Below are 25,776 nucleotides of genomic sequence, written 5' to 3' on the forward strand. Positions count from 1 at the left end.
TCGCTTATTCATTGCGCAGCGCTTCCACCGGATTGCGAAGGGCCGCTCGAATAGATTCAAAGCTCACCGTGATCAGCGCGATAGCAAGCGCGATTGATCCGCCGGTAACAAAGACCATGATGTTTATCGAAGTCTTATAGGCGAATCCTTCCAGCCAAAGCACCATTCCATACCACGCCAACGGGATGGCAATGACGATGGCGATGCAAACCAGTTTAGCAAATTCCGACGACATGAGCCGCACGATTTGTTGTACGGAGGCGCCCATCACTTTGCGCACACCAATCTCCTTCACGCGGCGTTCGGCGGTGTAGGAAGACAATCCATATAACCCGAGGCAGCAAAGCACCAGGGCAATACAGGTGAAGGTAACGATGATGCTGGAGGCTTTTTGATCTTCACGATACAGTTTCCCGATGTTTTCATCGAGGAAAGAATAATCAAAGGGCGTGTCGCTAACAATTTTCTTCCAGCTCTTTTCCAGATTTGCCGTCACGTCAGGAAGCGCGCCGGGGCCAATGTCCACCACCAGGTTTTCGAAGGCTTCACCACGCTCGACCCTGGGGAGTTTCAGGAAGGCGGGCTCTATAGGTTCGTGCAAGGACATGCGATGAAAGTCCTGCATCACCCCGATGATCTCGAACCTCACCAGCGTGCCGTCGGCCTGCTGAAAGAAACTTTGCTCGACTTGTTGGCCGATGGCCTGCGCGGGCGTGAACCCGAGGGCCTTTGCAGAAGCTTCATTGATGATGATTTTATTTTGATCGCTGGCCAGGTTCGCCGTGAAGGGCCGGCCGGCGACCAGCTTGATGTTCAGCACGTCGTTGAAGTCGTAGGCTACATCGTTCATGAAATGACCGACGCCTTCTTCACGGGTTTTGCCGGGCCTGAAGAGCACGATGTCGTTCCAATACATGCCCGGGAGATAATCGGCACCCGAAACCTTCCGTACCGCGGGCTGCTGCTGATAATTTTGCTTTAGGGCGGCGTATGCCTTGCGGGCGGACTCGGTGCGCAGCGGCACGACAAGTTTTGCTTTCGTGTCGAAGCCCAGGTTCTTGTTGCGAATGAAAGCCAGTTGCTGCGACACCATGATCATGCCGCATACCAACACGATGGCGATGACGAATTGAAATACAACCAAGGCTTTGCGCAGTCCGCCGGAACCGCCGGTGGAGAACCTGTTTTTCAACACGGTTGCGGGTTGAAAGGCCGTGAGATAAAAGGCAGGGTAACTCCCTGCCAACAAACCTGTGAGCAGGGTGATGCCCAGCAAGGTGAACAAGAACGACAGTGAAGGCATGGTGTGCAAGGTGATGGACTTACCCACCAGGGTATTGAACCAGGGGAGGGCTACTTCGATCATGACCAGGCTGATGAGCACCGCCGTGATCACCACAAGCATCGCCTCACCGAGGATCTGGCGGATCAATACGCCCCGGAAGGCACCCATCACTTTGCGTACACCAATCTCGGTTGCCCGGCGTGTAGCCCTGGCCGTTGTCAGGTTAATGAAGTTAATACAGGCGATCAGCAGGACGAAGGCGGCGATAGCGGCGACGATATACACGTACACGATGCGTGGATTTTTATCGACGGACGATCGCAGGTAGATGTCTTTCACAGGCTCCAGGCTCAGGGTTTTACTAAAACCAAAGGCTTTCATGGCTTCGGCGCCATGACGTGCGAGGACATCATTCATTTTTTTCTCGACGGCGGCAATTTGGCTTCCCGTCTGAAGCTTCACATACGAAGGCACAAAGTTTTGCCCGGCCCATTCGGGAGAGGTGCGGATAAATTCTGTCCAGCCGCCGCGACTGGACAGTGAAATGATGAAGTTGGCTTTGATGTGGCTATGTTCCATCTCCTTGACAACGCCCGTGATCCTGTAGTCGCCGCTGGGGCCGCCTTGCGTGATGTTGATCACTTTATCGAGTGCGCTGCTTTGACCAAAAAGTTTAGCGGCTATTTTTTCGGTGATGACCACCGTGTTGGGGCGGGTCAATGCGTTGCTGGGTGTGCCTTCCACAAAGGTGAAAGAAAAGAAATCAAACAGCGTCGAGTCGGCCATGTAGCCATCGGTTTCATAGAACGTCTGGTTCTCGAAGCGGATCAGGTTCTCGGTCACGCCTGGGCTGCTCACGAAACGCAGGCCTTTCTGCACTTCGGGGATCTCGTCGGCCATCGCCATGGCGGTGGGAGGTGAACAAACGCCAAGATCTTCGCTTTGCGCATCGCGGGTCAGGTGGCTGACGATGCGGTAGAGCGATTGGACGTCTTTATGTTGTTGGTCATAACGCATTTCATCCTGGATAAAAAGCACCAGCAGCAGACAGCAGGCCACGCCCACCGCGAGACCGAAGATGGTGATGAACGAATAGGACTTGTGGCGGACCAAATTCCGGAAGGCGAGGAGAAGATGATTCTTTAACATATGTACGAGGTTGAACTTGCCCCTTCCAATTATGAGGCCAGGAAATTTCGCTCAGGGTAGGCTGGAATCAAAGCCTTCCTATTTCGACGTGATCAATAGCGGACGACGGTTGTTCGGAAAAAAGGCATTCGGAAACAGGATCCCGTCAAAAAGAATTCGCTAAAACACAGATAAATACTGGCCCCGCTGCAGGTGCTTGCCCTTTGGTTAATTTAATTTAACAGCGATATTGTACCGCGTTAAAAAAACGCGCTCCAACATCAACCAAAAACCCGATTCAAAACAATGCAAGGCAACGCATACATTTTAGGCATGGTAGGCCTCGGAACCATGGGCCGCAACCTGCTGCTCAACATGGCCGACCACGGTTTCAAAGTGGCAGGCTATGATAAAGACGCCACCAAAGTAGAGCTTCTGGGCAAAGAAGCTGTCCAGGGCGACGTGAAGGGATTCACTTCCCTGACCGACTTCATCCAAAACCTGCAGCGTCCCCGCGCGGTCATGCTGCTGGTTCCGGCCGGTAAGATCGTTGACAGCGCCATTGCCGACCTCGCGCCGTTGCTGGACAAGGGTGACCTCATCATCGACGGTGGTAACTCTCATTTTTCAGATACAAACCGTAGGGCCGAAGAACTCAAAGCGAAGGGACTTCACTTTTTTGGTATGGGCGTTTCCGGCGGCGAAGAAGGTGCGCGCAAAGGACCCAGCATGATGCCCGGCGGCGACCCGCAGGCCTATAAAGTGGTGCAACCCATTTTCGAGGCCATTGCCGCAAAAGTGAAAGGCGAACCCTGTGTGACCTATATCGGTCCCGGATCGGCCGGACATTTTGTGAAAATGGTTCACAACGGCATTGAATATGCGCTCATGCAATTGATCGCGGAAACGTATGAAGTGATGCAAAAGGGAATAGGCCTGTCCGGCGAAGAAATTCACGCCACCTTCAAAAAATGGAACGCAGGCCGTCTCCAGTCTTTTCTCATCGAGATCACCCGCGACATTTTTGCATTCCGCGAGCCTGGGGTGGACCACTTACTGCTCGAAGACATCAAGGACGAAGCGCGCTCCAAAGGCACGGGCAAATGGACCTCGCAGGTCGCCATGGACTTGCAGCTTCCTATTCCCACCATCGACACCGCCGTGGCCATGCGCGACCTCTCCAAATACAAGACCATGCGTGTAGCCGCCTCGCGTGTTTATAAGGACCCGAAGCGCAACGAAGCGCACATCCAAAAAAGTCTCACGGCGCTGGAAGAAGCCTTATATTTTAGCACGGTCATCGCCTATGCGCAAGGCATGCATTTGCTTTCGCAAGCGTCCAAGGAATTTGGCTATGCGCTGCAGATGGAAAAGATCGCGTTGATCTGGCGTGGAGGCTGCATCATCCGCTCTACTTTCCTGGAGGACATTTACCAGGCCTATAAAAAGAACAACGCCCTGGAGCACCTGTTGCTGGACGCCGGCATCGCCAAAAAAGTGAACGGGGCCACGGCCGGTATGCGTAGCGTTGTTTCTTCCGCGGCCGCCGCCGGCATCGCCGCCCCCGCCTATGCCGCATCGCTCAGCTATTTCGACACCTTCCGCAGCGCCCGCATGCCGTCCAACCTGATCCAGGCGCAACGGGATTATTTTGGAGCCCACACCTACGAACGAAACGGCAAGGAAGGCGTGTTTCATACCCAGTGGTTCAAGAAGTAAGACGATCCTTGTTATTGAAGACCCAACCCATACTATTCGCATGAGTGCAACCGCAGATTCATCCAAAACACATCCTACCATCTTTTTTATTTTCGGCGGCACAGGCGACCTCACGTCGCGCAAGCTGGTGCCGGCCTTGTTCAATCTTTTCCTGGATGGCTGGATGCCCAAGCACCTCGCCATCGTGGCCATGGGGCGCACCGCATTCACCGACGACCAATTCCGGGAAGAGCTCTTGAAAGACATCAACCAATTCTCGCGCCGCGGCAAAGCCGACAAAGCGAAGTGGGATGCTTTTTCGAAGAGTGTATATTTCCAGGTGTCCGACATAAACAATACCGCCACCTACGAAGAGCAGGCCGCGCGCATTGCCAAGTTTACCCAGGAAGCGGGTGTGGCACCCAATGTGATCTACTACCTGGCCGTGGCCCCGCGTTTCTTTAGCACCATCACGGAAAATCTTTCCCGCCATAAGTTGGCGGCCGACGCCGAGCGAACACGGATCGTTATTGAGAAACCGTTTGGTCACGACCTGGAATCCGCAAAGGAATTGAATAAGCAATTGTGCAGCATTTTTTCCGAGCGGCAGATCTATCGCATCGATCATTACCTCGGAAAAGAAACCGTACAAAATATTCTGGCCTTCCGCTTTGCCAACTCCATCTTCGAGCCGCTGTGGAACCGGAACAACATCGACCACGTGCAGATCTCCGTCACCGAACAACTCGGTATGGGGAACCGCGGCGGATACTATGATGAAGCCGGCGCCATGCGCGACATGATCCAGAACCACATTCTCCAACTGTTGTGTCTGGTGGCCATGGAGCCACCGGTTAGCTTCCAGGCCGACGAGGTGCGAAACCGGAAAGTAGATGTGTTGAACTCCGTTCGGAAATTTTCACCGGAAGACATCCAGCGCAATACGGTGCGTGGACAGTATAGCAAAGGATGGATCGAAGGCAAGGAAGTGCCCGGCTATCGCGAGGAGCAAGGTGTGAACCCGCAATCCAATACCGAGACCTTCGCGGCGATTAAATTCTTTGTAGACAACTGGCGCTGGCATGGCGTGCCGTTCTATTTGCGGACGGGAAAACGAATGCATCAGTCATCGTCGGTGATCACCATTCAGTTTAAGGATGTGCCCCACATGATCTTTCCGTCTGAAGCGGTGGAAGGATGGCAGCAGAACCGGCTCATCATCAGCATCCAACCGGAAATGAGTGTTCGTCTGCAAGTGCAGGCCAAACGCCCGGGTTTGGAGATGGCGCTGAATCCGGTTGATATGATCTTTGATTACAACGGTACGTATACTGGCGACACACCGGAAGCCTACGAAACTTTGTTGCTGGATACCATGCTGGGCGATCAAACCTTGTTCATGCGAGGCGACCAGGTGGAAGCCGCGTGGGATTTGCTGATGCCTATACTGAATGCGTGGTCGGGCAAAAAGAGTCTCAGCTTCCCGAACTATTCCGCCGACTCGTGGGGACCGGAAACAGCCGAAGCCCTCATTGCACGGGATGGATTCCATTGGTTCACGCTGCCGTTGAAAAATAATGGTCATCATGGATAGGCATACCCTGCGCATCCTGAAAACCCCAGACCTGGTCATCGAGGCGCTGGCCGAGTTTGTGGTGGAAGAAGCGCGCCGCGCGATTCGTGAACACGGAAGATTTTCGCTGGTGTTGTCGGGCGGAAGCTCACCAAAAAAATTGTTCGCGCTCCTGGCTTCGGCCGCCTACCGCGACCGGTTGGAATGGGATAGATTGTTTTTCTTTTTTGGAGACGAGCGCTACGTCCCCGCCGATCATGCCGACAGCAACTATCGCATGGCGCGCGAAACGCTTTTTGACCCGATGAAGACCACCCCAGGCCAGGTATTCCGGATGAATACCGACCTCTCCCCCGTGGAGGCCGCGCTGGCCTATGAACGCGATCTGCGGGCGTACTTCGGTGACCGCCCCATGCGTTTCGACCTGGTGCTATTGGGGTTGGGAGATGATGCGCACACAGCTTCCTTGTTTCCCCACACGAAGGTGTTGCACGAAAAAGAAGCTCTGGTGAAGGAAGTATATGTCGAGAAGGTAAAAATGTTTCGTCTCACCTTGACGGCACGCGCCATCAACTGCGCCAGCAACGTGGCGTTCCTGGTGTTTGGCGAAAGCAAAGCCAACGCGCTGTATCACGTCCTGAAGGGAGAGCGGAATGTGGATGAATATCCCGCGCAAAGCATACAACCCGAGCAAGGCAGGCTATTTTGGTTTTTGGATGAGGCCGCCGCAGCGAAGCTAAACGCTTGACGAGGCGTGTTAGGATCATTTCTCAATTGATTAGTAGACTCATTTCATTTATTTGCCTGAGCAACCTAATCCATCCCGTTGCGTGACGTAAAGGGAGGATTTCCAGAATCATCATCTTGTACCCATAATCACCCTGGATAATGAAGAGCGCCCTGGCATTAACAGCAACAATTTTTTTATCGACGTTGATGGCACACGATGTCGATGCCCAAAATGCGCGTCTAAGAGACGAAATAGCACGCATAACCGCATCCGTTTCAGCAGATGTGGGTGTAGCCGTGCTGAACATGGACACGGGCGACACACTGACCTTGCATGGCCGGGGCCATTTCCCAATGCAGAGCGTTTTCAAGTTCCCACTGGCCATCATGGTTTTGCACGAGGTCGACAAAGGAACGTTGGCGCTCGATCAGAAGATCCACCTGCGGAAGGAAGATATGCTGCTCAACACCTGGAGCCCGATGGCGGAGAAATACCCGGAGGGCAATGTGGATCTCGCCCTTTCGGAGATTCTTCGCTACACCGTTTCGCAAAGCGACAACAGCGGATGCGATGTGTTGTTTCGTCTGATGGGAGGCCCAAAAAAGGTGAATGACTTCCTTCGTGGTCTCGGGATAACACAGATCACTATTGCCGCCACGGAGACAGAAATGCATCAGGCCTGGCCGGTGCAATTCACGAATTGGTGCGAACCCGTTGCGATGGTGGCGTTGCTAAAACAATTTGACCGGGGAAACATTTTGTCGCCCACCAGTCGCGAGTTTCTTTGGAAAATTATGGTGGAAACTTCTACCGGCCCCAAGCGTATAAAAGGTTTGTTACCTGAAGGAACGGTGGTGGCTCATAAAACAGGTACAGGAGACTACAACGCGGAGGGCGTACTGGGTGCTATGAACGATGCCGGCATCATCGTGCTTCCGGGTGGATCGCACGTGGCGGTCGTTGTTTATATTTCACAGACGAAAGAAAAGGACATACCCAGACTGGAGTTGGTCATCGCACAAATTTCACGCGTCGTATACGACCAGTACACAAAACAGTAAAACGATCAAGATTCAAAATCATGAATACACAGCAAGCCTACAACCAGTGGGCCTCTCAATACGACACCAACCTAAACCGGACCCGCGACCTGGAAGGAAAAGCCCTGCGCGAGATGCTGTCGCAGTTTTCGATAGAGCAGTGCCTGGAGATCGGTTGTGGCACGGGAAAGAATACGGAATGGCTGATCAAAAAAGCAAAACACATCACCGCCGTCGACCTTTCCGAAAACATGCTGGCAAAAGCAAAGGAGAAGATCACCTCCAACAGCGTCCGGTTTTTGCAGGCCGACATTACGAAGCCCTGGGGCTTCGGCAGTGGATCGTACGACCTGGTAACCTTCAGCCTCGTGTTGGAACATATTCACCAGCTCGATTTCGTCTTTCAAGAAACAGCGGCTGCGCTGAAGACGGGTGGATACGTGTACATTGGCGAACTTCATCCCTTCAAACAATATTCCGGAAGCAAAGCGCGCTTTGAAACCGAGCAAGGACTGCAGGTGGTGGAATGTTTCAATCATCACGTTTCCGATTTCATTCAAGGTGCCAAACGATATGGACTCACCACGGTGGAGTTGAATGAGTATTTCGATGACGACAACCGGGACGAACTGCCAAGGATCTTGACGCTTTTATTGAGAAAGAATTAAGACAGTCTGGCGGAGCCACAGGAGCTGACGCGAGCGTTTCTTTTTAACCGGATCGTCTGTTAGGGTGACCGCTAACGCACACCCTTAATCGCAATTGTGGACATGCTGCGAGTATCCCAGCCCTTGAATTGGGGTGGACGGCCCGTTTTTTTGGGTGGCATGCCGATTGTCATATCCCCGCTGTTCATCAACCTAACGATCCCGTTTACGCTTATGAAACTCTCCCTACCCCTCATCACGGCCTGTCTGTTCGCGGTCTCCGTTTGCATGGCACAAGACCCCGAATATTCTTTCAAGGAAATTTATAAAGTATCCACCCCAGCCCAGCTCTCCATTTCCTCTTCCGATGGCAATATCGAAGTGCTGCCATCGCAAGGAAACGCCATTGAAGTGTTTTTCCAGGTGAAGAAAGGCAACAATGTGCTCAAGATCTCAAAGGCGGAGTTGAGCAAGGAATTGAAATTGACGATCGAGACCACCGCCAACAGCGTCGCCATCGACGTAGAATACCCGCCCAGCACATGGACCTTTGGTTTCAACGACCGCATGCGCGTGAACTTCAGGGTGCTGGTGCCCACACAAACCGCCTGTGACTTGCGTTCATCAGACGGGAACATTGCATTGTCGGGTGTGACGGCCAACCAGAGATGCAAAACCAGCGACGGCGACATTCGCGTGAGCTCCATTAAAGGCGATGTGTTCGGAAGAACTTCCGACGGCAACATCCACGTGACCCAGGTGACCGGCGCCATCGATATGAAAACCAGCGACGGCAATATCCGCCTGGAAAACATCGCCGGCAATGCCACCGTGGGTACCAGCGACGGCAACATCAGCATCACAAAAGCCAAGGGCGAAATTTCCACCAGCACCTCCGACGGCGATATTTCTTTCCGGGAGATCGCCGGCTCATTTAGTGGTTCCACATCCGACGGCAATGTGAAGGGAGATATGATCGAACTGCAAAAGAGTCTCACCGTGCGCACCAGCGACGGCAACATCGATATCAGCATCCCGGATCATCTCGGTCTCGACCTCGACGTGAAAGGCGAGTCGCTGCATGTGCCCTTGACAAACTTCTCGGGAACATCTGATGAAAAAGTGATCCGTGGTAAATCCAACGGAGGCGGTATTGCTGTCAACCTGTCGTCTAACGGTGGAGTTTCGTTAACCTATCGATAGGGAAGTTATTCAAGAAGGAATGCCAGCCTCGGCGGTTGTGCCGTCGTCGGTGTTCTTTACAAACATGCTCCTCACGCCTGTTGGTGTTCTTCGCCAACAGGTTTTTTTTTCTCCGTACCGATGGGTTTTCTTCACCTGCGGGTTTCTTCCACTACTCATCAAAGGCATGCTCATTGATCTCATGGATCACGGCATCCAGCTTGATGACGGCGCGCTTTAAACAATCGATGAGCTCTTTCGCATGCGCCCCGTCGAAGCCATCATGCTCGATGAGCTGAACGAGCCCGAGGATGGAGGCCACCGGGCCGCGGAGGTCATGGCTATTTTTAAAGGAAATGAGATCCAGTTTATTCACCTGCCGTTCAATTCGCTCCTTAAGCGCAACCACCTCTTCCACATTTGTGGCAATGGAGAGTACAGTTTTTGGTTTTTTGAATTCGTCCCGCGCCAGAACGGCCAACCGGATCTGAAGGTGTTCATAGACTCCGTTTTTCTTGAGCACGCGGATCGTATATTCCTGGAAGGGCGTGTCAGGTTGCTCAAACACCGATTGGTAGGCCTTCAGTTGGATCGGGCGGTCATCGGGGTGCACAAGCTTTTCAAACAGGTTATGGCTCAAGGTGAAGAATTCCTCCTCGGTATAGCCCAGTTGCTCGGTGGACCATTCGCAGTTGCAGATGAGTTCGCGATTCTTAATATCGACGATCCTGATACTGACCGGCGATACTTTGCAGATGGTCCGAAGCAACAGTTCGTCTTTCATGCGGAAATAGATTAAGGAAGTGGGATAACTTAAATTTAACTTTTATTTTAAGACTTTGAACCCGCTCGCGGCCGATTATTTCACGCGTTTTGAGAAGCCTATGAGCGACCCATTTTCTCCCCGACTTCAATGAAAAAGAACAAGCAACGATGGATCATGTGCGGATTATGGGCCTTGCTCGCGAGTTACCCGGCGATTGGCCAGCTCAGACTTCCGCGGCTGATCGGCGAGGGTATGGTGCTGCAACGCGACACCGAACTCACCCTTTGGGGATGGGCTGCCGGCGGTGAGGCCGTGACGGTCGTGTTTTCCGGCAAAAAATATCCAACCAAAGCCAACGCCGATGGAAAATGGACGGTGAAGCTCCCTCCCCAGAAAACCGGTGGCCCGTTCACGATGGACATTCTGGCCACCGACTCCATCACGCTGAAAAATATACTGGTGGGCGACGTCTGGCTTTGCTCCGGTCAATCAAACATGGTGTTGCCTATGGAACGGGTGAAGGAGCGGTATGCAAAACAAATCGCCGAGGCCGGTAACCCGTTTATCCGGCAATTCCTTATTCCCACCACCTTCGATTTTGCGCACCCCAAAGACGATGTTACCGGTTCCTGGCAAGCCGCAACGCCCGCGAATGTGCTAAGTTTTTCGGCTACCGCATATTTTTTTGCCCGCGACCTCTATGAAAAATATCACATGCCCATCGGGTTGATCAACGCCAGTGTTGGCGGGTCCCCGGCCGAAGCGTGGTTAAGCGGCGACGCCTTGAAAGCTTTTCCGGAATACCTACAGCGCACACAAAAATTTCAGAACGCGGCCTACACCGACAGCATCCGGCAGACAGAGGGCGCCATGGTAAAAGCATGGTACGGCGCACTTCGGAAAAAGGATGAAGGCATGAAAGGGGTGCCGTGGTATGCAGCGGATCTCGACGTAGCGGCGTGGCCAACCCTGCAAATCCCCGGCTACTGGACCGACCAGGGTTTGAAGGATGTGCACGGCGTAGTCTGGTTTCGGAAGGACATTGAGGTACCGGCTTCTTTCGCGGGCAAACCAGCAAAACTTCTGCTGGGAAGAATTGTGGACAGCGACTCGGTGTATGTGAACGGAACGTTCGTCGGCACGACAGGCTATCAATACCCGCCCAGAAGATACACGCTTCCCGACACGATCTTGAAAGCAGGGAAGAACACGATCGTCATCCGCGTTATCAATACATCCGAACGAGGAGGATTTATCACAGACAAGCCCTACACACTTTCGGCTGGAGGAGAAACGCTGGACCTGAAAGGAGCCTGGCATTATAAAATCGGCGCGGTATCCGACACATTGGCACCGGTGACTTTTTTTCAATATACGCCCGGGGGATTGTTCAACGGCATGATCGCACCCGTGACCAACTTTGCCATCAAAGGTGTCATTTGGTATCAGGGTGAATCCAATACGATGCAAGCCGCAAAATATCATGACGTGTTCAGCGCGGTGATCGCCGATTGGCGCAAGCAGTGGAAGCAAGGTGACTTTCCGTTTTTGTATGTGCAGCTGGCAAACTATGTTCCCGTAAAGAGTTCGGAAAAAGGATGGCCCGAGCTTCGCGAAGCGCAACGCAAAACACTGCGCGTCCCGAACACCGGCATGGCCGTAACCATCGACATCGGCGAATGGAATGACCTGCATCCGTTAGATAAGGAAGATGTAGGAAAACGGCTGGCACGGGCAGCTCAACATTTCGCCTATCACGACAAAAAGGTGGTCTACACCGGGCCAACGTTTTTGTCCATGAGAACAGAAGGAAATAAGGTCATCCTCACTTTCGCCAATACGGGAACGGGACTTTCCTCCAAAGGCGAAGCGCTAAAACATTTCACGATCGCGGGAGCGGATAAGAATTTTGTCGAAGCGCAAGCCGTCATTCGCGGCGGCGAGGTCGTGGCGTGGAGCGATGGCGTGTCCCATCCGGTTGCCGTGCGTTACGGTTGGGAAGACAATCCCCAAGGAGGAAATTTATTCAACAAAGAAGGCCTTCCCGCTTCTCCTTTTCGAACCGACGATACGCCTTAAGAAGTAAAGGGCCACTCCATAGATTGATCATGGAGCAGACTTTATCACGAGGAAATCAACCCTACAACTTTGCCAGGCTCAGGTAATGAGCCCGTCTCTTTTTATCCAGGCGTTCCGTGGCATACCGGAGCGTGGTGCGAGGCATGGTGGAGGCATATTTGTCCAGGAATTCATAGAGTCGTGCTGGCGCCTTTCCGCCGGCGGCGCGGAGCCATCCGCCGGTAGCTTTTTGAACGAGGTCTTCTTTGTCGCGAAGCAAAATCTCGGCGATCTTGAACGTATCGTCTACATCGCCTTGACGAATGAAAAAGAACGTGCTCACAATGGCCGTGCGCCGCTCCCACATATTCTTTGAGCGGGCAAGTTTGTAGAGCACATCACGGGACTTGTCATGCAAGTATCCCCCCACGACATAGGGGGCGGAGCGATCAACCAAATCCCAATTGTTGATGCAGTCGTGGCGGTCGATATAAAGATCATACAATGCTTTGCGGCGACTTGCCGGAATTTTTCGCGAACGGGCTTGAAAATCCATAATGCTTACCGCACCGGCCCGCGCTTCATGAATGGGATTCTCCAACAATTTTTCAATTTCCGCAGGTTCCATGTCCATGAACGTTTTGGCAAGTGCAAACAACTGCCCCATGCGAACACCGATGAACTTATCGCCCGCGCCATATTGACCTTCACCCGATTTGAAATAGCGTTGTATCTTTCTCAATTCGTCATCCGACTGGAGCGCCATGAGTTGTTTTAAAAAATCTTTGGCCAGGAGAGAAGAAGGCGAAGCATCGGGCTTCGCTTTCTTCTGAACCGTTGTCTTTGCAACGGTTTTCACGACTTTTTTTGGGGGACTGCTTTTTGCCATGGTTTGGGTTGAGGCACGGATTTTATTTTTGATCGTAGGCCTGCTTCAATTTTTTGATGTCGATCTTGTCCATCTGCATCATGGCTTGCATGACGCGTTGCGCCCGTTGTGGATCTTTGTCTTGCAGCATTTCACCCAAGATCGGGGGTATGATCTGCCAGCTCACGCCGAACTTATCTTTCAGCCACCCACACCGGTCTTTTTTTCCTCCAGCCGAGAGCTTCTCCCACAACGTGTCGATCTCTTCTTGTGTTTCGCATTTTACAAAGAACGAGATCGCCGGCGAAAAAGTAAACATTGGGCCACCGTTTAAGGCCATGAATTCTTGTCCTTCCAAAATAAATGTGGCCGACATCACGGTGCCCTTGGGGACAGGTGCTCCCTCGCCATAGCGACTCATGCTCACGATGCGCGAGTTTTTTAACGTTGAGGTGTAAAAGTTAACGGCTTCTTCCGCGTTGCCGTCGAACCATAGAAAAGGCGTGATTTTTTGCATGTTGTTGTTTTTGGGTTGATATAGGTTGAGTACTGGAGAGAAAGTCAATGCATAGCCTTCCCTCATCGCGAGGGCGACGTTTTATGAAAGGTGAAGAAAATTTTGATGTAGGCGACCAGCCTTTTGCCGCAAAGTGGGTTAGCGCTTCAAGGCTCCAGCGTGAATTGTGCTTGCAGCGTGTGAGGATTGAAAGGAACGGATCCGTGCTCGTGGACGATTTTCCATTTTCCTTGTATTTTTTTGAAGCCCGTTGTGGTGCGCATCCAAGTTTGTGCCGCCGGGTGATCTTTTTCGGTGCCGATCAAACGAAAGAGATAGTGTGATAGCGCGACGTCGGTGCCGGCATGTATGACGAGGTCTTTGATCTCCACCTGAAAGGAGGGAGGGAAAAACGGCAGGCAAGCTTCCCATACGTGCCGCCACGCAATGGCGCCACGAACCTGAAACGGTGGCTTCGCATCGTACAGGACGGCGTCGGGCGCATAATGCGACATCATGCTCTTCACGTCCTTGCTGCAAAGGGCTGCCATGAAATTGTCGATCACTTTCCGGACCGCCGCTTTGTTGTTCACCTTCGTTTTCGGGGCGGCTATTTTTTGTACCATGCCTGTTGCTATTTTGTGGTTAACAAAGATAGCACGACCGGGTGAGCAGTGGTGTAAAAAAAGCGCCAACTTTAGGGGCATTCCGGACAAAGCCTTAAATTCGCTGCATACGCTCTCCCCCCATGAAACGGATCGGACTTTTGTTGCCGTACGACTACCAGCTCTTCAGCATTGCCACCATCCTCGACGTGCTGGGTACGGCGAACGCTATTTGCGAGCGACAAAAGAAACAAGCTCCTTTTGCCATCACCCTCGTGCAACTACCTGAGCAGATCTTGCAGCACGGCTCCAGTTTTCACGGTCATCCCGTGAAGTCGATACACGCCCGCACACCCTACGACATTGTACTGATCCCGGCGATCAACCTGCACGACAAAGCTGCCACGAAACAAAAGAACATGCCGTTTGTTCCGTGGCTTCAAAAACAGTTTAAGACCGGCGCCGAGATGGCCAGTGTGTGCACAGGTGCCGATTTGTTTGCCGCGACGGGTCTGCTCAACGGCAAGCTGGCCACAACGCACATGGACGCCTGTCCCGACTTCATCGTCGATTATCCGTCCGTGTATGTAAAACCCGGACGAACCATCACCATCGACGAGCGTTGTTACACCAGTGGTGGAGCCACATCGTCGTTTCACTTGCTGATCTTTCTCATCCAAAAGTATGGGGGAAACGAATTGGCCGTGCGGGTCTCCAAGATCTTTTGCATCGATCTCAACCGCTCACAACAAAGCTACTTCAGCACCTTCCGGCCCGACTATTCGCATAATGACGAATTGGTAAAGAAGATCCAACGCAACATGGAAGAAAATTATTTGCACATCACCACGGTGGAGGAGATCACAAAAGACCTTCCGGCCAGTCGCAGAAATATCGTGCGCCGTTTCAAGCAGGCCACGGGCGTGCCGCCGATCGAGTACCTTCAGCATATTCGCATCGAGAAAGCCAAACGACAATTGGAGCTTTCTGACCTCAACATTTCCGAAATCATCAACGAGACGGGCTATACCGACCCCAAATCGTTTCGCAAGATCTTTGTGAAACTGGTGGGGATGACAGCCTCAGAGTACCGCAATAAACTGGGTATTAAATAACCCATTTCTCTTTTCCCGCTCGAAAGCATTTCCCCATCTCCAACGCTTTGTCGCCATACAAAACGACTCATCGACAATCCTATGGTATCCCTCTGTTCCGGCATAAAAAATGACTGTTTAGGTCGTTAGTAGTCTTAAACCTCCGGGGTTTGAGTGCATCTAACGCAAGATTGCTTGGCATGACCACGGAATGACCTGTCGATGACCTGCAAATCTTACCCTCTAAACAACGAATGACATGCAGAGAACATTTATAGCCGCTTTCATCGCACTGGCCAGCGCGTGTTTTTTTTGCTGCTCCAGCCACGACAACCTCACCCGGGCCGAACGGATCCAAACACAAGCCGTGTCACGCTCCTCCAAATATGTGTATCACAGTGGGCACGTTGGCTGGTCAAAGGGTTATAATCCTGTCCCGCCTAGTAATCGAACCATTTGGGTGCCGGGCAAATGGTATAAAACTTCGCAAGGGAAGATCTGGATTCCGGGTTACCGCAAGTGATCTCTCTTTTTAATTCCTGTCCACACCATACAGCCTAACACATTTCGGGTTATACGTTATGAACCGCGGTTGATTTTTTTGTGTGCATGGAATTTTACAGGACTGGAAAAAGATTTTGAGTTATATTACAAGGTCACTCTATGCTGCAGTTGAGTGAGCCTTGTCATGCGCGAACCATATTTTCACTTCAGCACCCTTCATCGTAGCAAATCAGCAGGACAAGACGGCTATCCATCCCTGCGTTTCAGGGCGACCATGCTTTGTGCTATGTTTATTTTTAACGGGATGTGTTGCGCTGCCCAGGCACAATCCCGTGACGTATCGCTGCCGCTGATTTCAGATCTGAAAATATACCAAGACGTTCCCGCGTTATCGCTGGCGGATTCTGTTCGCACAAGAACGGCGAGTACAAATCGCGCAGCTGATGATTCCCATTCTCCCGAAGTGGGCTATACGTTCAGCATGACGTTGACTCCCGACAACGCGGGCGTTTGGAAACGCTACAGACCCGACTACGATACCTGGGTACTAAAAGTCAACTCACCCGGAGCCTATGGTATGGCTGCACTATTGACGGATGTGAAATTGCTTCCCGGGGAGAAACTATACGTCTATAACCTGAACAGTATGCGTACGTTGGTAAGCGACGATGTATCGGACACCGGTGTGTGGCTTACCAATTTCCTGAAAGGCGATGAGATCGTTATCGAATTTGATGTGCCGGTGAGCAACGCCAAACGGGGCGCCTTTACCATCGCCGGTATCTCGCATGCTTATCGCGACGTTTTTACAGCACCGGCCACCCCAAACCAATCCATTTCAAGAACGCAGCAGGAAGATACTTGCTATCCTTGCGTGGAGGGAACGTTCTGGCAGGACGACCGGCGAGCCGTGATCCGCATCATGGTCTTTCGGAGCAATGCGGCCGTGGTCTGCACGGGCGCCCTGATCAACAACGCCGAGCGCAACCAGCGGCCCTATGTGCTGACGGCACAACATTGCATCGGAAGTCAGTTCGACGCCAGCAGGTCCATTTTCACGTTCAACTATGATGACTTGCTTTGCGACGGCAGTACGGTCACGGAAGACAATGCGCTGGTGGGTGCCAATTATAAGGCTTCGTTATATGAACATGATTTTTCTTTGGTAGAACTGTATACCGTGCCGCCGCTGGGTTTTAAGCCCTATTACTCGGGCTGGGACATCTCCGATACGGGATTGGATCACGTGAGCTGCATCCATCACCCGATGGGAACGCCGCGAAAAATTTCGCTCAGCAATGACGCGGTGACGCCAAGCGATTTCGAAGTGCCGTCCGGGCAACCGCGTGCGCCCGATGCGTTTTGGCGTGTAACCAAATGGGATTTGGGCGTAACCAACGGGGGCTCGTCGGGTGCGCCGCTGTTTAATCTGGATCATCACATCATCGGCAGCCTGGCAGGCGGAGGCTCTACGTGCAGCTTTCCCTTTAATGATTTCTTTCAACGCTTGTCGCAAAGCTGGACGCCTGCGCCAGAACTGGACCAACAATTGAAATACTGGCTCGACCCGCGCTCATCGGGCATCCAAACGCTGGATGGGTTCGACCCCTATGAAACACTGAACGTCAGTTGTGACACGGCTGCAAATTTTTCGGCCGCGGAGCCGATGAACCTGATTCCATACGCGTCAGGCAAGGGTTATTTTTCGGGTTATAATTCCGACGGCATCGCCTCGTATGCCGAACGGTTTTCCAGCGATGGAAAAAAACTTTTGACCGGCATCACCTTGCTCACCAGCAGTCTCAATGTGCATGCTCCGGGTGGTCTTGTCGTTTCTGTTAACTCGGGTAAAAACGGTTTGCCGGAGGGCACGGATCTTTTTCAAACCTATATTCCCTACATTCAAATGTCACAAGAGGTGAACTATGTGGGCCTTCATCCCTATTTGGAAGTGGAAGGCGATTACTTCATTACCTACACGATGACCTATTCCGAAGAAGACACGTTCGCGCTTGCCCAGGCACCCTGGCGTGCACCAGCCACCAACACCGCTTACGTGAAGCTTGGTTCGGGATGGGCGCCCATGACACAAATTAGTCCGGGTGGAATGGGCACATCGCTCGGCATCGAAGCCATGGTGTGTTCGGTGTTGCCTTCCGGTCCCCCAGCCGCCACGGCCACGGAAATTGATCTCTATCCCAATCCAACTACGGCGACGATCATTGCCCGGCTTCCCTTGCACGGCGACGTGCCGTTTGATGCGGCCGTGTATAACCCCCAGGGCAGGCTGGTCGCCAGCTACACGCGGTCGTTCGACAACAACCTGATCATCTCCACCGAAGGCTGGAGCGGCGGACTCTACATTCTCAGAGTGTCTACGTCGTCTCAAACCTATTCGGCCCGGTTTGTGAAAAATTGAAGGCGTCTGTGTTATTGCCGCGCTTTGTCCAGCAAATAGTTAATGACCGGCAAGAAACGAATCCAATATTTGGTTGAAGGCTTCGGGTTGATCCAGTTGCGTCCAGTGACCGGCGTGATCGATCACCTTAAAGTCAGCGTTCGGAAGCTGAGATTGCAGGGTGCCGGGTTGTTTGCTTTCGGCACCGGAGACGACGAGCAGCAAGGGTCCTTTGTATTTGTCAATCTTGGGAAGCGGGTCAAACTCGAACAGGCCTTTGATGATGCTGATCGTTTCATCTTTTGGGATAGCTTGAAAATCTTTGATCAAGACCTCAGCGATTTCAGGACGTGACTCCGTCAACAATTGATGCATATAGTCGTCCATGACTTTCTGATAGGCCGGTGACTCCAAAGCGGCGGTCACTTGTTTGGAAATTTCGGCGGGTGTTTTGCCGGGAGTTCCCGATAAAAGCAAGGCGGAAACACGTTCGGGATGTTGACTTGCATAGGCCACGGCGGCATGTCCACCCATGCTGTGTGCCACGAGGATGAAGTGATCTAACTGAAGATCATCCACGACGGCTGCAATGTCCTGGGCAAGATCTTCGGGTGTATACTTCAGTTCGCGGGGACGTTCGGATTGACCGTGACCTCTGAAATCCAAAGCGATGGCCCGGTAGTTTGCGCGAACGTGGTCGAGTTGTTTTCTCCAGTGTTCCGTGCTTCCACCGAATGAATGAACGAATACGATAGCGATTTCGCCTTTCCCGCCGTCATCGATGTGCAATGTTCCGGCGGGTCCCTGAAGTTGATGATCCGGTTTTGTGGTTTTTGTTTTCCGGACATTCCGCTCCTGCTTTTTTGGAGTGCTTGTTGATTTATTTTTTCCGAGCGTCTGCATAAATTTTTCTTTTGTTCATTTTTCTGAGGAATCAAAACAATAGCGTGCCATAGTAATTCTGATGGCCAGGTTCTTCCAGTGAAGGAAGGCGTGGGGCTTTATTTTTTTAACAGCAGTGTCTGTAAATTGTTCTGCACGACGGGTCTATGATAAATGTCCATCCTAGTCCATCTAAGGAGCCTTGTACGTGACGATGTCGATACCCACACCGTTAGGGTCCACCACCGCAAAATGACGGTCTCCCCAAGGCTCGTCGCGGAGTTCGATCGCAATGGGGACGCCCAGCGACTTGATCCGCTTGAATTCCGCATCGACATCCGTGACTTCAATGGTAAAGAACATGCCGGTTCCCTGAAATGCCGTTTGAAAAACCGGTTGTTGTGTGGGGTGGTTCGGGAGCAGGAACGCGACTGCCGGCGTGTTGTCGGGTGCGTGCATCAGTATATAAAACTCGTTCTCAAAAGCAACGCTGTATTTCAGCACGTTGGCGTAGAAATCCTTCGACTCCTTCAGTTTTGGCGTAATGATGCCGGCGTTCACTTTCATTGTGTTGGGGTTTTTGGGTTGGCCTTGCGTGGAGAGGGCGGCGAGCATTCCGAGGATACCGACCAGCACACCTACGAGCAGAATTAGCTTTTTCATGGCAATTGATCTTTTTTGTCCGATTTGTTCCATAAAGAAACAAAGCCTGTATGACAGCGGTATGTCAGTAGCATTTTTGAAACAGCGATCTTTTTGATCTTTTTTCGAGAAACGCCTTTCTGGGGAGTCAAGTCCGTGGGGTTTCACAAATCGAGTGATGAGCGGGTTCCGGTTTCGTTGGGATTTTCCTATTTTAGGCGTGTTCAAAATGTCAATTTATGCCGCACATCGATCTGCCAAAAGAATATCCCGGGGTACGGAGTTTGTTTGTTTACCGTCCAGAGACCGCTGCCCCGCTCAATGCGCTCGTGCAAACCCTGCTTCACAATCCCCATCCCAGCCTGAGTCCCGGTGAACGGGAACTGATTGCTACCTACGTTTCCAGCCTAAACACCTGCAAATACTGCGCAACCGTACATGGCGCTATCGCCAAGCATCACCTGAAGAATGCCGACATCGTTTCGGCTGTAAAAATCGACCCCGACCAAGCCGACATCAGCGACAAATTGAAAGCCTTGCTGAAGATTGCCGCCAAAGTTCAATTGGGTGGAAAAGAAGTCAAACCTTCCGATGTTGATGCCGCGCGAAAAGAAGGTGCCACCGATATCGAGATCCATGATACCGTGCTTATTGCGGCCACGTTTTGCATGTTCAACCGGTATGTCGATGGCCTGGCCACCTGGGCGCCCGACGACCCGGAAGTGTACGATCGGATGGGCAAGCAACGTGCGGAGGAAGGATACCTTACGCCTCCTTTCAAAGTCCAGCCTAATTAGTTGTATAGGGATATTCTCATCTACGCAAACCCTTTCGCTCTGGGTGGATTGTGTGTCAATGTTTTCGCTGTCGTCCCACGTAGTGATCGTCGGCTTTTCCGTCCGCATCAAAATCAAGCATGCCGTCGAACTCGGCCAGGTTGTTTTTAATGGTTGTACGAAGTTTGTAGGTGACACCATCCGATTCGTTCATGATCAGCGTGTCGTTAGAAACGTGCCACGTGCCGGCTGATTTCCGGAACAGGCTATCGTTCAGGGTGTAGTATTCCGAGCGATAGGTTCCATCCTTATTAAAAAAAGTATGGATCGGTTTGATGTGAAGCATGGCTTCCCAGTTGGAGCTGTCGCATACAGTGGTCATGGAGGAGTCGCTGCTGCCCACGGTGGGCATGGTGACGTTGAGATAGACATTCCTCCATTCCCCGACGAGATCGTCTGCCAGGGTACTTTTGGTTTCTTTCGACGTGCAGGAAGAAAGCACGAAGAGTGTGAGTAGGACAAGAACGTTTAAAGCTCTCATAGGTTTTAACAGGTTGATCAGACATTTCGATTACTGAAAATACAAACTTTGAAGATGGGTATACCGGGAATCTTACTGAACCGGAAGATTCCTGTTCCTAACCTGCCCATGACCGTCCCTAACCGACGGCTGATCAAACCTTCAATCGCCGGTGGAAAGGGCATAGTTGTAGGACTTGTCGCTAGAAACTTGTTGAAAGGATTGGATAGCGATCTGCCGTGGCTTATACCTAATGTTTGATCACCGCGGGCTGCTGTTGTGTCGAACAATGCATTCCGCCGCCTGCCCAATTCAAAGGCAAGGCATCGATGAAAACGATTTCCCTCCCCGGAAACTGCTCTTCAAATATTTTGCGAACGCGTTCTTCTTTTTCATGGGACGAGCCCGTGCCGGTGTAAGTCGGCAGGAGTACCACGCCGTTAGTGACTAGGTAGTTCATATAACTTGATGCGGGCACGCGGAGCAAGGTGTCGCCGGCCTGGGGCGCTTCTGATGGTTTGAAGGCACGGGGTCGTACATCGAGGGATGTTTGCCAATCGTCGAGGTGCACACGGGCTACGATCTTTCGCGCTGCGAGATCGGGCAGGGGTACTTTGATGATGGTGAACGGCGCTCCGTCCTGGTCGCGGGCGGCTTCGAGGATCTTCAGATTTTCGGACATGCGCTCATAGTTCATTTTGTTGATGGGATTCAAATCCTTTTCGCGCTCGTCCACCCAGGCCAGCATGATGGTGTGTGGATTAGCAAAGCGGACAAACTCGTCGGTGTGGCCCCCCGTTCCACCACCAACATAATTATCCACGATCCTCCGGAAGAAATGCTTGGGATCGTCGGCCAGGCCTTTTTTCATCCAGATGATATTTTCTACGCCCAACACTCTTTTGAACTCGGGCTCCAGCTCTTCTTTGTTTTTGCCCGGGTTGCGATCGAAGACCGTGGCCTCACAGAGGATCAGCGTACCCTTCCCATTCACTTCAATCGCACCGCCTTCGTGGACCACCCACGTGGTTAGCCGCGTGGCATGTTCGGCGACGGCCATGAGGCTATCGACCTGGCCGATCTTTTTGGTCCGGTCGGGCTTGAAATATTTTTTGACGCTGTCCATGTTGTTGTCAAATTTTTCTTGCAACCAATACGGAAAGCCATAGCTGTTCCAGGAAAAATCGGCCACGCCCAGTTCGCCTTTGCTATTGACGAGGTAGGCTGCGCCGTGATCGCGAATCCAATAACGCTCGCCTGGCATCACATAAAATTTAATGCGCGTGGTGTCGATGGACTGTTCGGATACGATCCGCTTTGCTACACGCAGCAGGCTGTCGGATTCGACGCCAATTTTCACCTGCACGTGGGGCATCAGGGTTTTGATCATCTTGAAAACCACGGGGTGATAAGTGAGGTATTCATCTTCCCACCCCAACCATACGGCATCGTGTGGTTCCCATTCGGCGGGCATGTAGAAGTTTGTTTTCTCGGGCTTTGCGCACGACGAAAGAATGCACAATAAAAGGAAATAGCGTAGGGGTTGATGCATGACAAGAGGAGAGGTTATTTTAAAGATACGATCCAGTCTCTAAAAATAATATCCCTGTTTTCCTTCCGCTCATCCTGTGCCGGGAGTTTACAAAAATGCTTTGGCCCTTTGGGTTAGGGTGATCGCTACTCCCGATCGCTAAGTTTATATTCGTTTGAACACCACTTGATCATCTTTTTCCCAAACCGCGAGTATGGATCTATCCGTAAATTCATACACTTTGAGTGCAGTGCCTTCGCCGATTTTTTGCGGGGTTCCGTTCAGGGGTTTCACAAACAGATCCGAGCCTTTTTCCCAGGTCAATAAGTTTCCGCTCATGCCAACGCTTCTCCCTTCGCCGATGATCCGTTCCGGCTGACCGGGCTGGGCGTAATAAATTTGACCGTCGCGCTGCCAGGCGGTGTGGATATTGTTCTTGAGATCGACTGTCAATCCGCCACCGTCCATGGGGCAACCTTTTAGCGGCCAGGTGCCGTTCCCAAGCTTCTGACCCTCCGAAAACGTTTCGCCGCCGTTGGAAGAGGTGATGAGATAAAGATCTCTCGAGCCCTTTAGCCAGTTCCTGAACATAATCGAAACCCCGTTGTCTTTCACGGCGATAGAAGGCTTGCAACATTCACAAACATGACCTTCCGGCGAACGGTAAACCAATTTGTTTTTCGACCAGGTCGAATTTTCTTTTAATGTAGCAAAGCAAATGTTGTTGTTATTATTATCGCGCAGGTCCAGCCAGACGGCATAAAAATTATTTTTAGCATCGGCAGCGATGCTCATCAATCCTTCCGGCGCGGAAGCTTCGACGTCATTTGCGTTTTTGATCTTTTCCCATGCACCGGTTTTATGCGTTAACCGGAAGGAATGGATCGTTCCCTTTTTGTCGATGGCAGTGACCACGGAATAGTCTTTTGAGGTGGCCAGTTGCGGACCCCTGGTCATTCCCAAATGCATCTCCTTGACCTCGCCCACAAAAACGGGTTTGGAAAACGTGCTCCCTTTGTCGTTGGATACGGAATAGAAGATCTTGTCTTTTTCGCCGAAGACCAATCGCACCGTTCCTTTGCTGTCGACCGTCATCTGAGGTTGCTCGCCTGGCGCAAGGCTCGTTTGGGCAACCGCATGTTGTTGCACAGATGCGAGGAAAATCAAAAATGGGAGTAGCGATAATTTCAGGCTGGTATTTCTCATGGGCAGTGCTCAGGGGAATAAATATAACGATATATACCAAGACCCTGGTTCTGCTTGTGCCCATCTTATGAAAGATGGAGTGGCTTATTTTTCGTGCCCGGAAAGAAACGGTTTTAAGAGGTCGATAGGGACTGGGAAAATGGTGGTGGAATTCTTTTCGGTTGCAATTTCGCGAAGGGTTTGCAAGTAACGCAGGGTGAGTGCGCTGGGTTCTTCGCTTAGGATCTTGGCTGCGTCGGCCAATCGTTTGGAGGCCTGGAACTCGCCTTCTGCGGCGATGATCTTCGATCGTCTTTCGCGCTCGGCTTCGGCTTGTTTGGCCATGGCCCGCTGCATTTCCTGGGGTAAATCAATTTGCTTTACCTCGACATTGGAGACTTTGATTCCCCAGGGACCGGTGTGGGCGTCGATGATCTGTTGCAGCTTTTGATTTATTTTTTCGCGCTGCGAGAGCAGGTCGTCGAGTTCGGATTGGCCCAGGACGCTCCTCAATGTGGTTTGTGAGATCTGGGAGGTGGCGAAAAGAAAATTTTCCACTTCGACGATGGCTTTTTGCGGGGCGATCACGCGGAAGTAAACTACGGCGTTCACTTTGATCGAGACGTTGTCTTGTGTGATAACGTCCTGCGGGGGAACATCCATGACCACCGTGCGCAAGCTGACCTTTACCATCCGGTCGATCACGGGCACCAGAATGATCAAGCCCGGTCCGCGGGCACCGCCGGCAGCCAACCGACCGAGACGAAAGACCACACCCCGTTCGTATTCCCGCAATATGCGTATGGAATTGGCGAGAATGATAATGCTGAACACGACGATCAGTACGACTTCCAGTGCAAATATTTTCATAACCATGGCGATGTTTATTCTACTGCGATTTCTACAAAAAGAAGGAGGTCTTTTATTCCGGCAATGCGGATCCGTGCGCCTTTTTTTATGGGGCCCGTAAGCGATTCGGCCTGCCACATTTCGCCGTGTACGCGGACTGTGCCCACGGGGTTGAGCATTTCGAGCGATTCGCCGATCTCGCCGATCATTCCTTCCACACCGGTCACAGGTTTCAGCCGTTGTGCCCGTATGCCCATGCCCAGCACGAATATGAAGAACAGTGCAGAAAATCCCACCGACGAAATGATCACGCCCCACGACAGGTGTTGAAATGCTATTTCCGAATCGGGCCGGATCAACATCATCGACCCGAGCAGCAGCGAAACAATGCCGCCAAGGGTGAGCATGCCGTGGCTTACGATCTTGATTTCAAGCAGAAAGAGGATGACCCCGAAAATGATCAGCATCAACCCGGCGTAGTTCACCGGCAAGGTATGCATGGAATAAAAGGCCAGCGTCAGACAAATGATGCCGACGATGCCGGGCAGAATGGCACCCGGATTATAAAGTTCGAGGAGCATGCCGTAGAGTCCGAGCAATAGGAAAATGTAGGCGACGTTGGGATCGCTGATCAAATCGAGAATTCTTTCAAAGGCTCCCATTTCAACCGTTTCGATTTTGGCATCGCGGGTCTCGAGCGTCTTTGTTTTTGAACTCAGGGCGACCGTCTTGCCATCGATTTGATCCAGCAGGGTTTCGGTGTTTTCCGCAATGAGATCGATCACGTCTTTTTTCAGCGCTTCCTTCTCGGTGATCGAAATACTTTTGCGTACCGATTCTTCGGCCCATTTGATGTTGCGTTTTCGCTTTTCGGCAATGGAGCGGATAAATGCCGCGGCATCGTTGGTAACTTTTTCACTCATCACCGTATCGAGCTTTCCTTGCAGATCGACCGGGTGGGCCGCGCCAATGTTTGTTCCGGGGGCCATGGCGGCAATATGCGCAGAGAGTGTGATGAAAACTCCCGCAGAGCCGGCGTGCGCTCCGCCGGGAGAAACAAAGACAACAATGGGTACAGGCGATTCCAAAATATCACTGACAATGACGCGCGTCGACTTCAACAGTCCTCCGGGTGTATTCAACTGGATGACGAGGCATTCTGCGTTTTCTTTGCCGGCTTTTTCGATGCTGCGTTGAATAAAGGCCGCCGATGCCGGGTTGATGGTCCCATCAATTTGTATGGACACTACTTTTTTCTGTGCCAAAAGCAGGGATGGGATAAGCACGATGAGAACCGAAAGCCGGGTCTTCATAAAAAG

General features: G+C 52.0%; 23 protein-coding genes. 11 read left to right on the forward strand and 12 right to left on the reverse strand.

Annotation, left to right across the window (positions count from 1 at the left end; translation table 11 throughout):
- Positions 1-4: 4 nt before the first annotated feature.
- Entirely contained in the window at positions 5-2,434 is a 2,430-nt protein-coding gene (locus D4L85_RS15315; protein ID WP_119755111.1) for an ABC transporter permease, read from the reverse strand.
- Between the two features lie 285 nt (positions 2,435-2,719).
- Between D4L85_RS15315 and gndA the strand changes: the two genes are divergently transcribed.
- The 6 genes from gndA (at position 2,720) to D4L85_RS15345 (ending at position 9,304) form a co-directional block, all read left to right on the forward strand.
- Positions 2,720-4,132: an NADP-dependent phosphogluconate dehydrogenase gene (gene gndA / locus D4L85_RS15320; RefSeq protein ID WP_119755112.1), complete on the forward strand. Its 1,413-nt coding sequence runs from the start codon at positions 2,720-2,722 to the stop codon at positions 4,130-4,132.
- A 40-nt stretch (positions 4,133-4,172) separates the two neighbouring features.
- Entirely contained in the window at positions 4,173-5,705 is a 1,533-nt protein-coding gene (gene zwf, locus D4L85_RS15325) for a glucose-6-phosphate dehydrogenase (RefSeq protein ID WP_119755113.1), read from the forward strand.
- On the forward strand, positions 5,698-6,432 hold the full coding sequence (gene pgl / locus D4L85_RS15330; RefSeq protein ID WP_119758812.1) for a 6-phosphogluconolactonase: 735 nt from the start codon (positions 5,698-5,700) through the stop codon (positions 6,430-6,432). The genes zwf and pgl overlap by 8 nt, the downstream gene beginning before the upstream one ends.
- A gap of 140 nt (positions 6,433-6,572) precedes the next feature.
- A complete protein-coding gene (gene bla / locus D4L85_RS15335) occupies positions 6,573-7,475 on the forward strand; it encodes a class A beta-lactamase, subclass A2 (RefSeq protein WP_119755114.1) in 903 nt (300 codons plus the stop codon).
- A 20-nt stretch (positions 7,476-7,495) separates the two neighbouring features.
- Positions 7,496-8,122, forward strand: a complete 627-nt coding sequence (locus D4L85_RS15340) for a class I SAM-dependent DNA methyltransferase (RefSeq protein WP_119755115.1) — start codon at positions 7,496-7,498, stop codon at positions 8,120-8,122.
- Between the two features lie 213 nt (positions 8,123-8,335).
- Positions 8,336-9,304 carry a DUF4097 family beta strand repeat-containing protein gene (locus tag D4L85_RS15345; RefSeq protein WP_160143751.1) on the forward strand — a complete coding sequence of 323 codons (969 nt, stop codon included), beginning with the start codon at positions 8,336-8,338 and terminating at the stop codon, positions 9,302-9,304.
- A 151-nt stretch (positions 9,305-9,455) separates the two neighbouring features.
- Here the strand turns inward: D4L85_RS15345 and D4L85_RS15350 are convergent, their stop codons facing one another.
- Positions 9,456-10,067, reverse strand: coding sequence for a PAS domain-containing protein (locus tag D4L85_RS15350; RefSeq protein WP_119755117.1), 612 nt, complete (start codon positions 10,065-10,067; stop codon positions 9,456-9,458).
- Between the two features lie 129 nt (positions 10,068-10,196).
- Between D4L85_RS15350 and D4L85_RS15355 the strand changes: the two genes are divergently transcribed.
- Complete coding sequence (locus tag D4L85_RS15355) at positions 10,197-12,128, forward strand: sialate O-acetylesterase (RefSeq protein ID WP_228450912.1); 1,932 nt, start codon at positions 10,197-10,199, stop codon at positions 12,126-12,128.
- Positions 12,129-12,189: 61 nt separating this feature from the next.
- On the opposite strand, the gene D4L85_RS15360 is transcribed toward D4L85_RS15355, so the two are convergent.
- The 3 genes from D4L85_RS15360 to D4L85_RS15370 all read right to left on the reverse strand — a co-directional run bounded on the left by D4L85_RS15360 (position 12,190) and on the right by D4L85_RS15370 (position 14,097).
- Entirely contained in the window at positions 12,190-12,966 is a 777-nt protein-coding gene (locus D4L85_RS15360; RefSeq protein ID WP_228450913.1) for a DNA alkylation repair protein, read from the reverse strand.
- 52 nt (positions 12,967-13,018) lie between these two features.
- Positions 13,019-13,492 carry a VOC family protein gene (locus tag D4L85_RS15365; protein ID WP_119758814.1) on the reverse strand — a complete coding sequence of 158 codons (474 nt, stop codon included), beginning with the start codon at positions 13,490-13,492 and terminating at the stop codon, positions 13,019-13,021.
- A 146-nt stretch (positions 13,493-13,638) separates the two neighbouring features.
- A complete protein-coding gene (locus D4L85_RS15370) occupies positions 13,639-14,097 on the reverse strand; it encodes a YybH family protein (RefSeq protein WP_119755119.1) in 459 nt (152 codons plus the stop codon).
- 122 nt (positions 14,098-14,219) lie between these two features.
- Here D4L85_RS15370 and D4L85_RS15375 point away from each other — a divergent pair, with 122 nt between their 5' ends.
- The 3 genes from D4L85_RS15375 (at position 14,220) to D4L85_RS15380 (ending at position 18,093) form a co-directional block, all read left to right on the forward strand.
- Positions 14,220-15,191, forward strand: coding sequence for a GlxA family transcriptional regulator (locus D4L85_RS15375; protein ID WP_119755120.1), 972 nt, complete (start codon positions 14,220-14,222; stop codon positions 15,189-15,191).
- 238 nt (positions 15,192-15,429) lie between these two features.
- Complete coding sequence (locus D4L85_RS34425) at positions 15,430-15,693, forward strand: hypothetical protein (protein WP_160143752.1); 264 nt, start codon at positions 15,430-15,432, stop codon at positions 15,691-15,693.
- 165 nt (positions 15,694-15,858) lie between these two features.
- Positions 15,859-18,093 (forward strand): T9SS type A sorting domain-containing protein, encoded by a 2,235-nt coding sequence (locus D4L85_RS15380; RefSeq protein ID WP_119755121.1) that lies wholly within the window; start codon positions 15,859-15,861, stop codon positions 18,091-18,093.
- Between the two features lie 39 nt (positions 18,094-18,132).
- Here the strand turns inward: D4L85_RS15380 and D4L85_RS15385 are convergent, their stop codons facing one another.
- On the reverse strand, positions 18,133-18,975 hold the full coding sequence (locus D4L85_RS15385) for an alpha/beta fold hydrolase (RefSeq protein ID WP_119755122.1): 843 nt from the start codon (positions 18,973-18,975) through the stop codon (positions 18,133-18,135).
- A 171-nt stretch (positions 18,976-19,146) separates the two neighbouring features.
- Positions 19,147-19,617 (reverse strand): VOC family protein, encoded by a 471-nt coding sequence (locus D4L85_RS15390; RefSeq protein ID WP_228450914.1) that lies wholly within the window; start codon positions 19,615-19,617, stop codon positions 19,147-19,149.
- A 218-nt stretch (positions 19,618-19,835) separates the two neighbouring features.
- On the opposite strand from D4L85_RS15390, the gene D4L85_RS15395 reads away from it, so the two are divergent.
- The gene (locus D4L85_RS15395) at positions 19,836-20,393 is read left to right on the forward strand and encodes a carboxymuconolactone decarboxylase family protein (RefSeq protein WP_119755123.1); all 558 of its coding nucleotides are present in this window, start codon (positions 19,836-19,838) and stop codon (positions 20,391-20,393) included.
- Positions 20,394-20,448: 55 nt separating this feature from the next.
- Here D4L85_RS15395 and D4L85_RS15400 read toward each other — a convergent pair whose 3' ends face one another.
- From D4L85_RS15400 to D4L85_RS15425, 5 genes are all read right to left on the reverse strand, one after another.
- The gene (locus D4L85_RS15400; protein WP_160143753.1) at positions 20,449-20,913 is read right to left on the reverse strand and encodes a hypothetical protein; all 465 of its coding nucleotides are present in this window, start codon (positions 20,911-20,913) and stop codon (positions 20,449-20,451) included.
- Positions 20,914-21,142: 229 nt separating this feature from the next.
- Positions 21,143-22,444 (reverse strand): agmatine deiminase family protein, encoded by a 1,302-nt coding sequence (locus D4L85_RS15410; protein ID WP_228450915.1) that lies wholly within the window; start codon positions 22,442-22,444, stop codon positions 21,143-21,145.
- Between the two features lie 144 nt (positions 22,445-22,588).
- Positions 22,589-23,629 (reverse strand): hypothetical protein, encoded by a 1,041-nt coding sequence (locus D4L85_RS15415; RefSeq protein WP_119755126.1) that lies wholly within the window; start codon positions 23,627-23,629, stop codon positions 22,589-22,591.
- 84 nt (positions 23,630-23,713) lie between these two features.
- Positions 23,714-24,478, reverse strand: coding sequence for a slipin family protein (locus D4L85_RS15420; RefSeq protein ID WP_119758817.1), 765 nt, complete (start codon positions 24,476-24,478; stop codon positions 23,714-23,716).
- A gap of 14 nt (positions 24,479-24,492) precedes the next feature.
- Positions 24,493-25,770, reverse strand: a complete 1,278-nt coding sequence (locus D4L85_RS15425) for an NfeD family protein (protein ID WP_119755127.1) — start codon at positions 25,768-25,770, stop codon at positions 24,493-24,495.
- Between the last annotated feature and the right edge of the window lie 6 nt (positions 25,771-25,776).

This window comes from Chryseolinea soli, assembly GCF_003589925.1.
Lineage (GTDB): Bacteria > Bacteroidota > Bacteroidia > Cytophagales > Cyclobacteriaceae > Chryseolinea > Chryseolinea soli.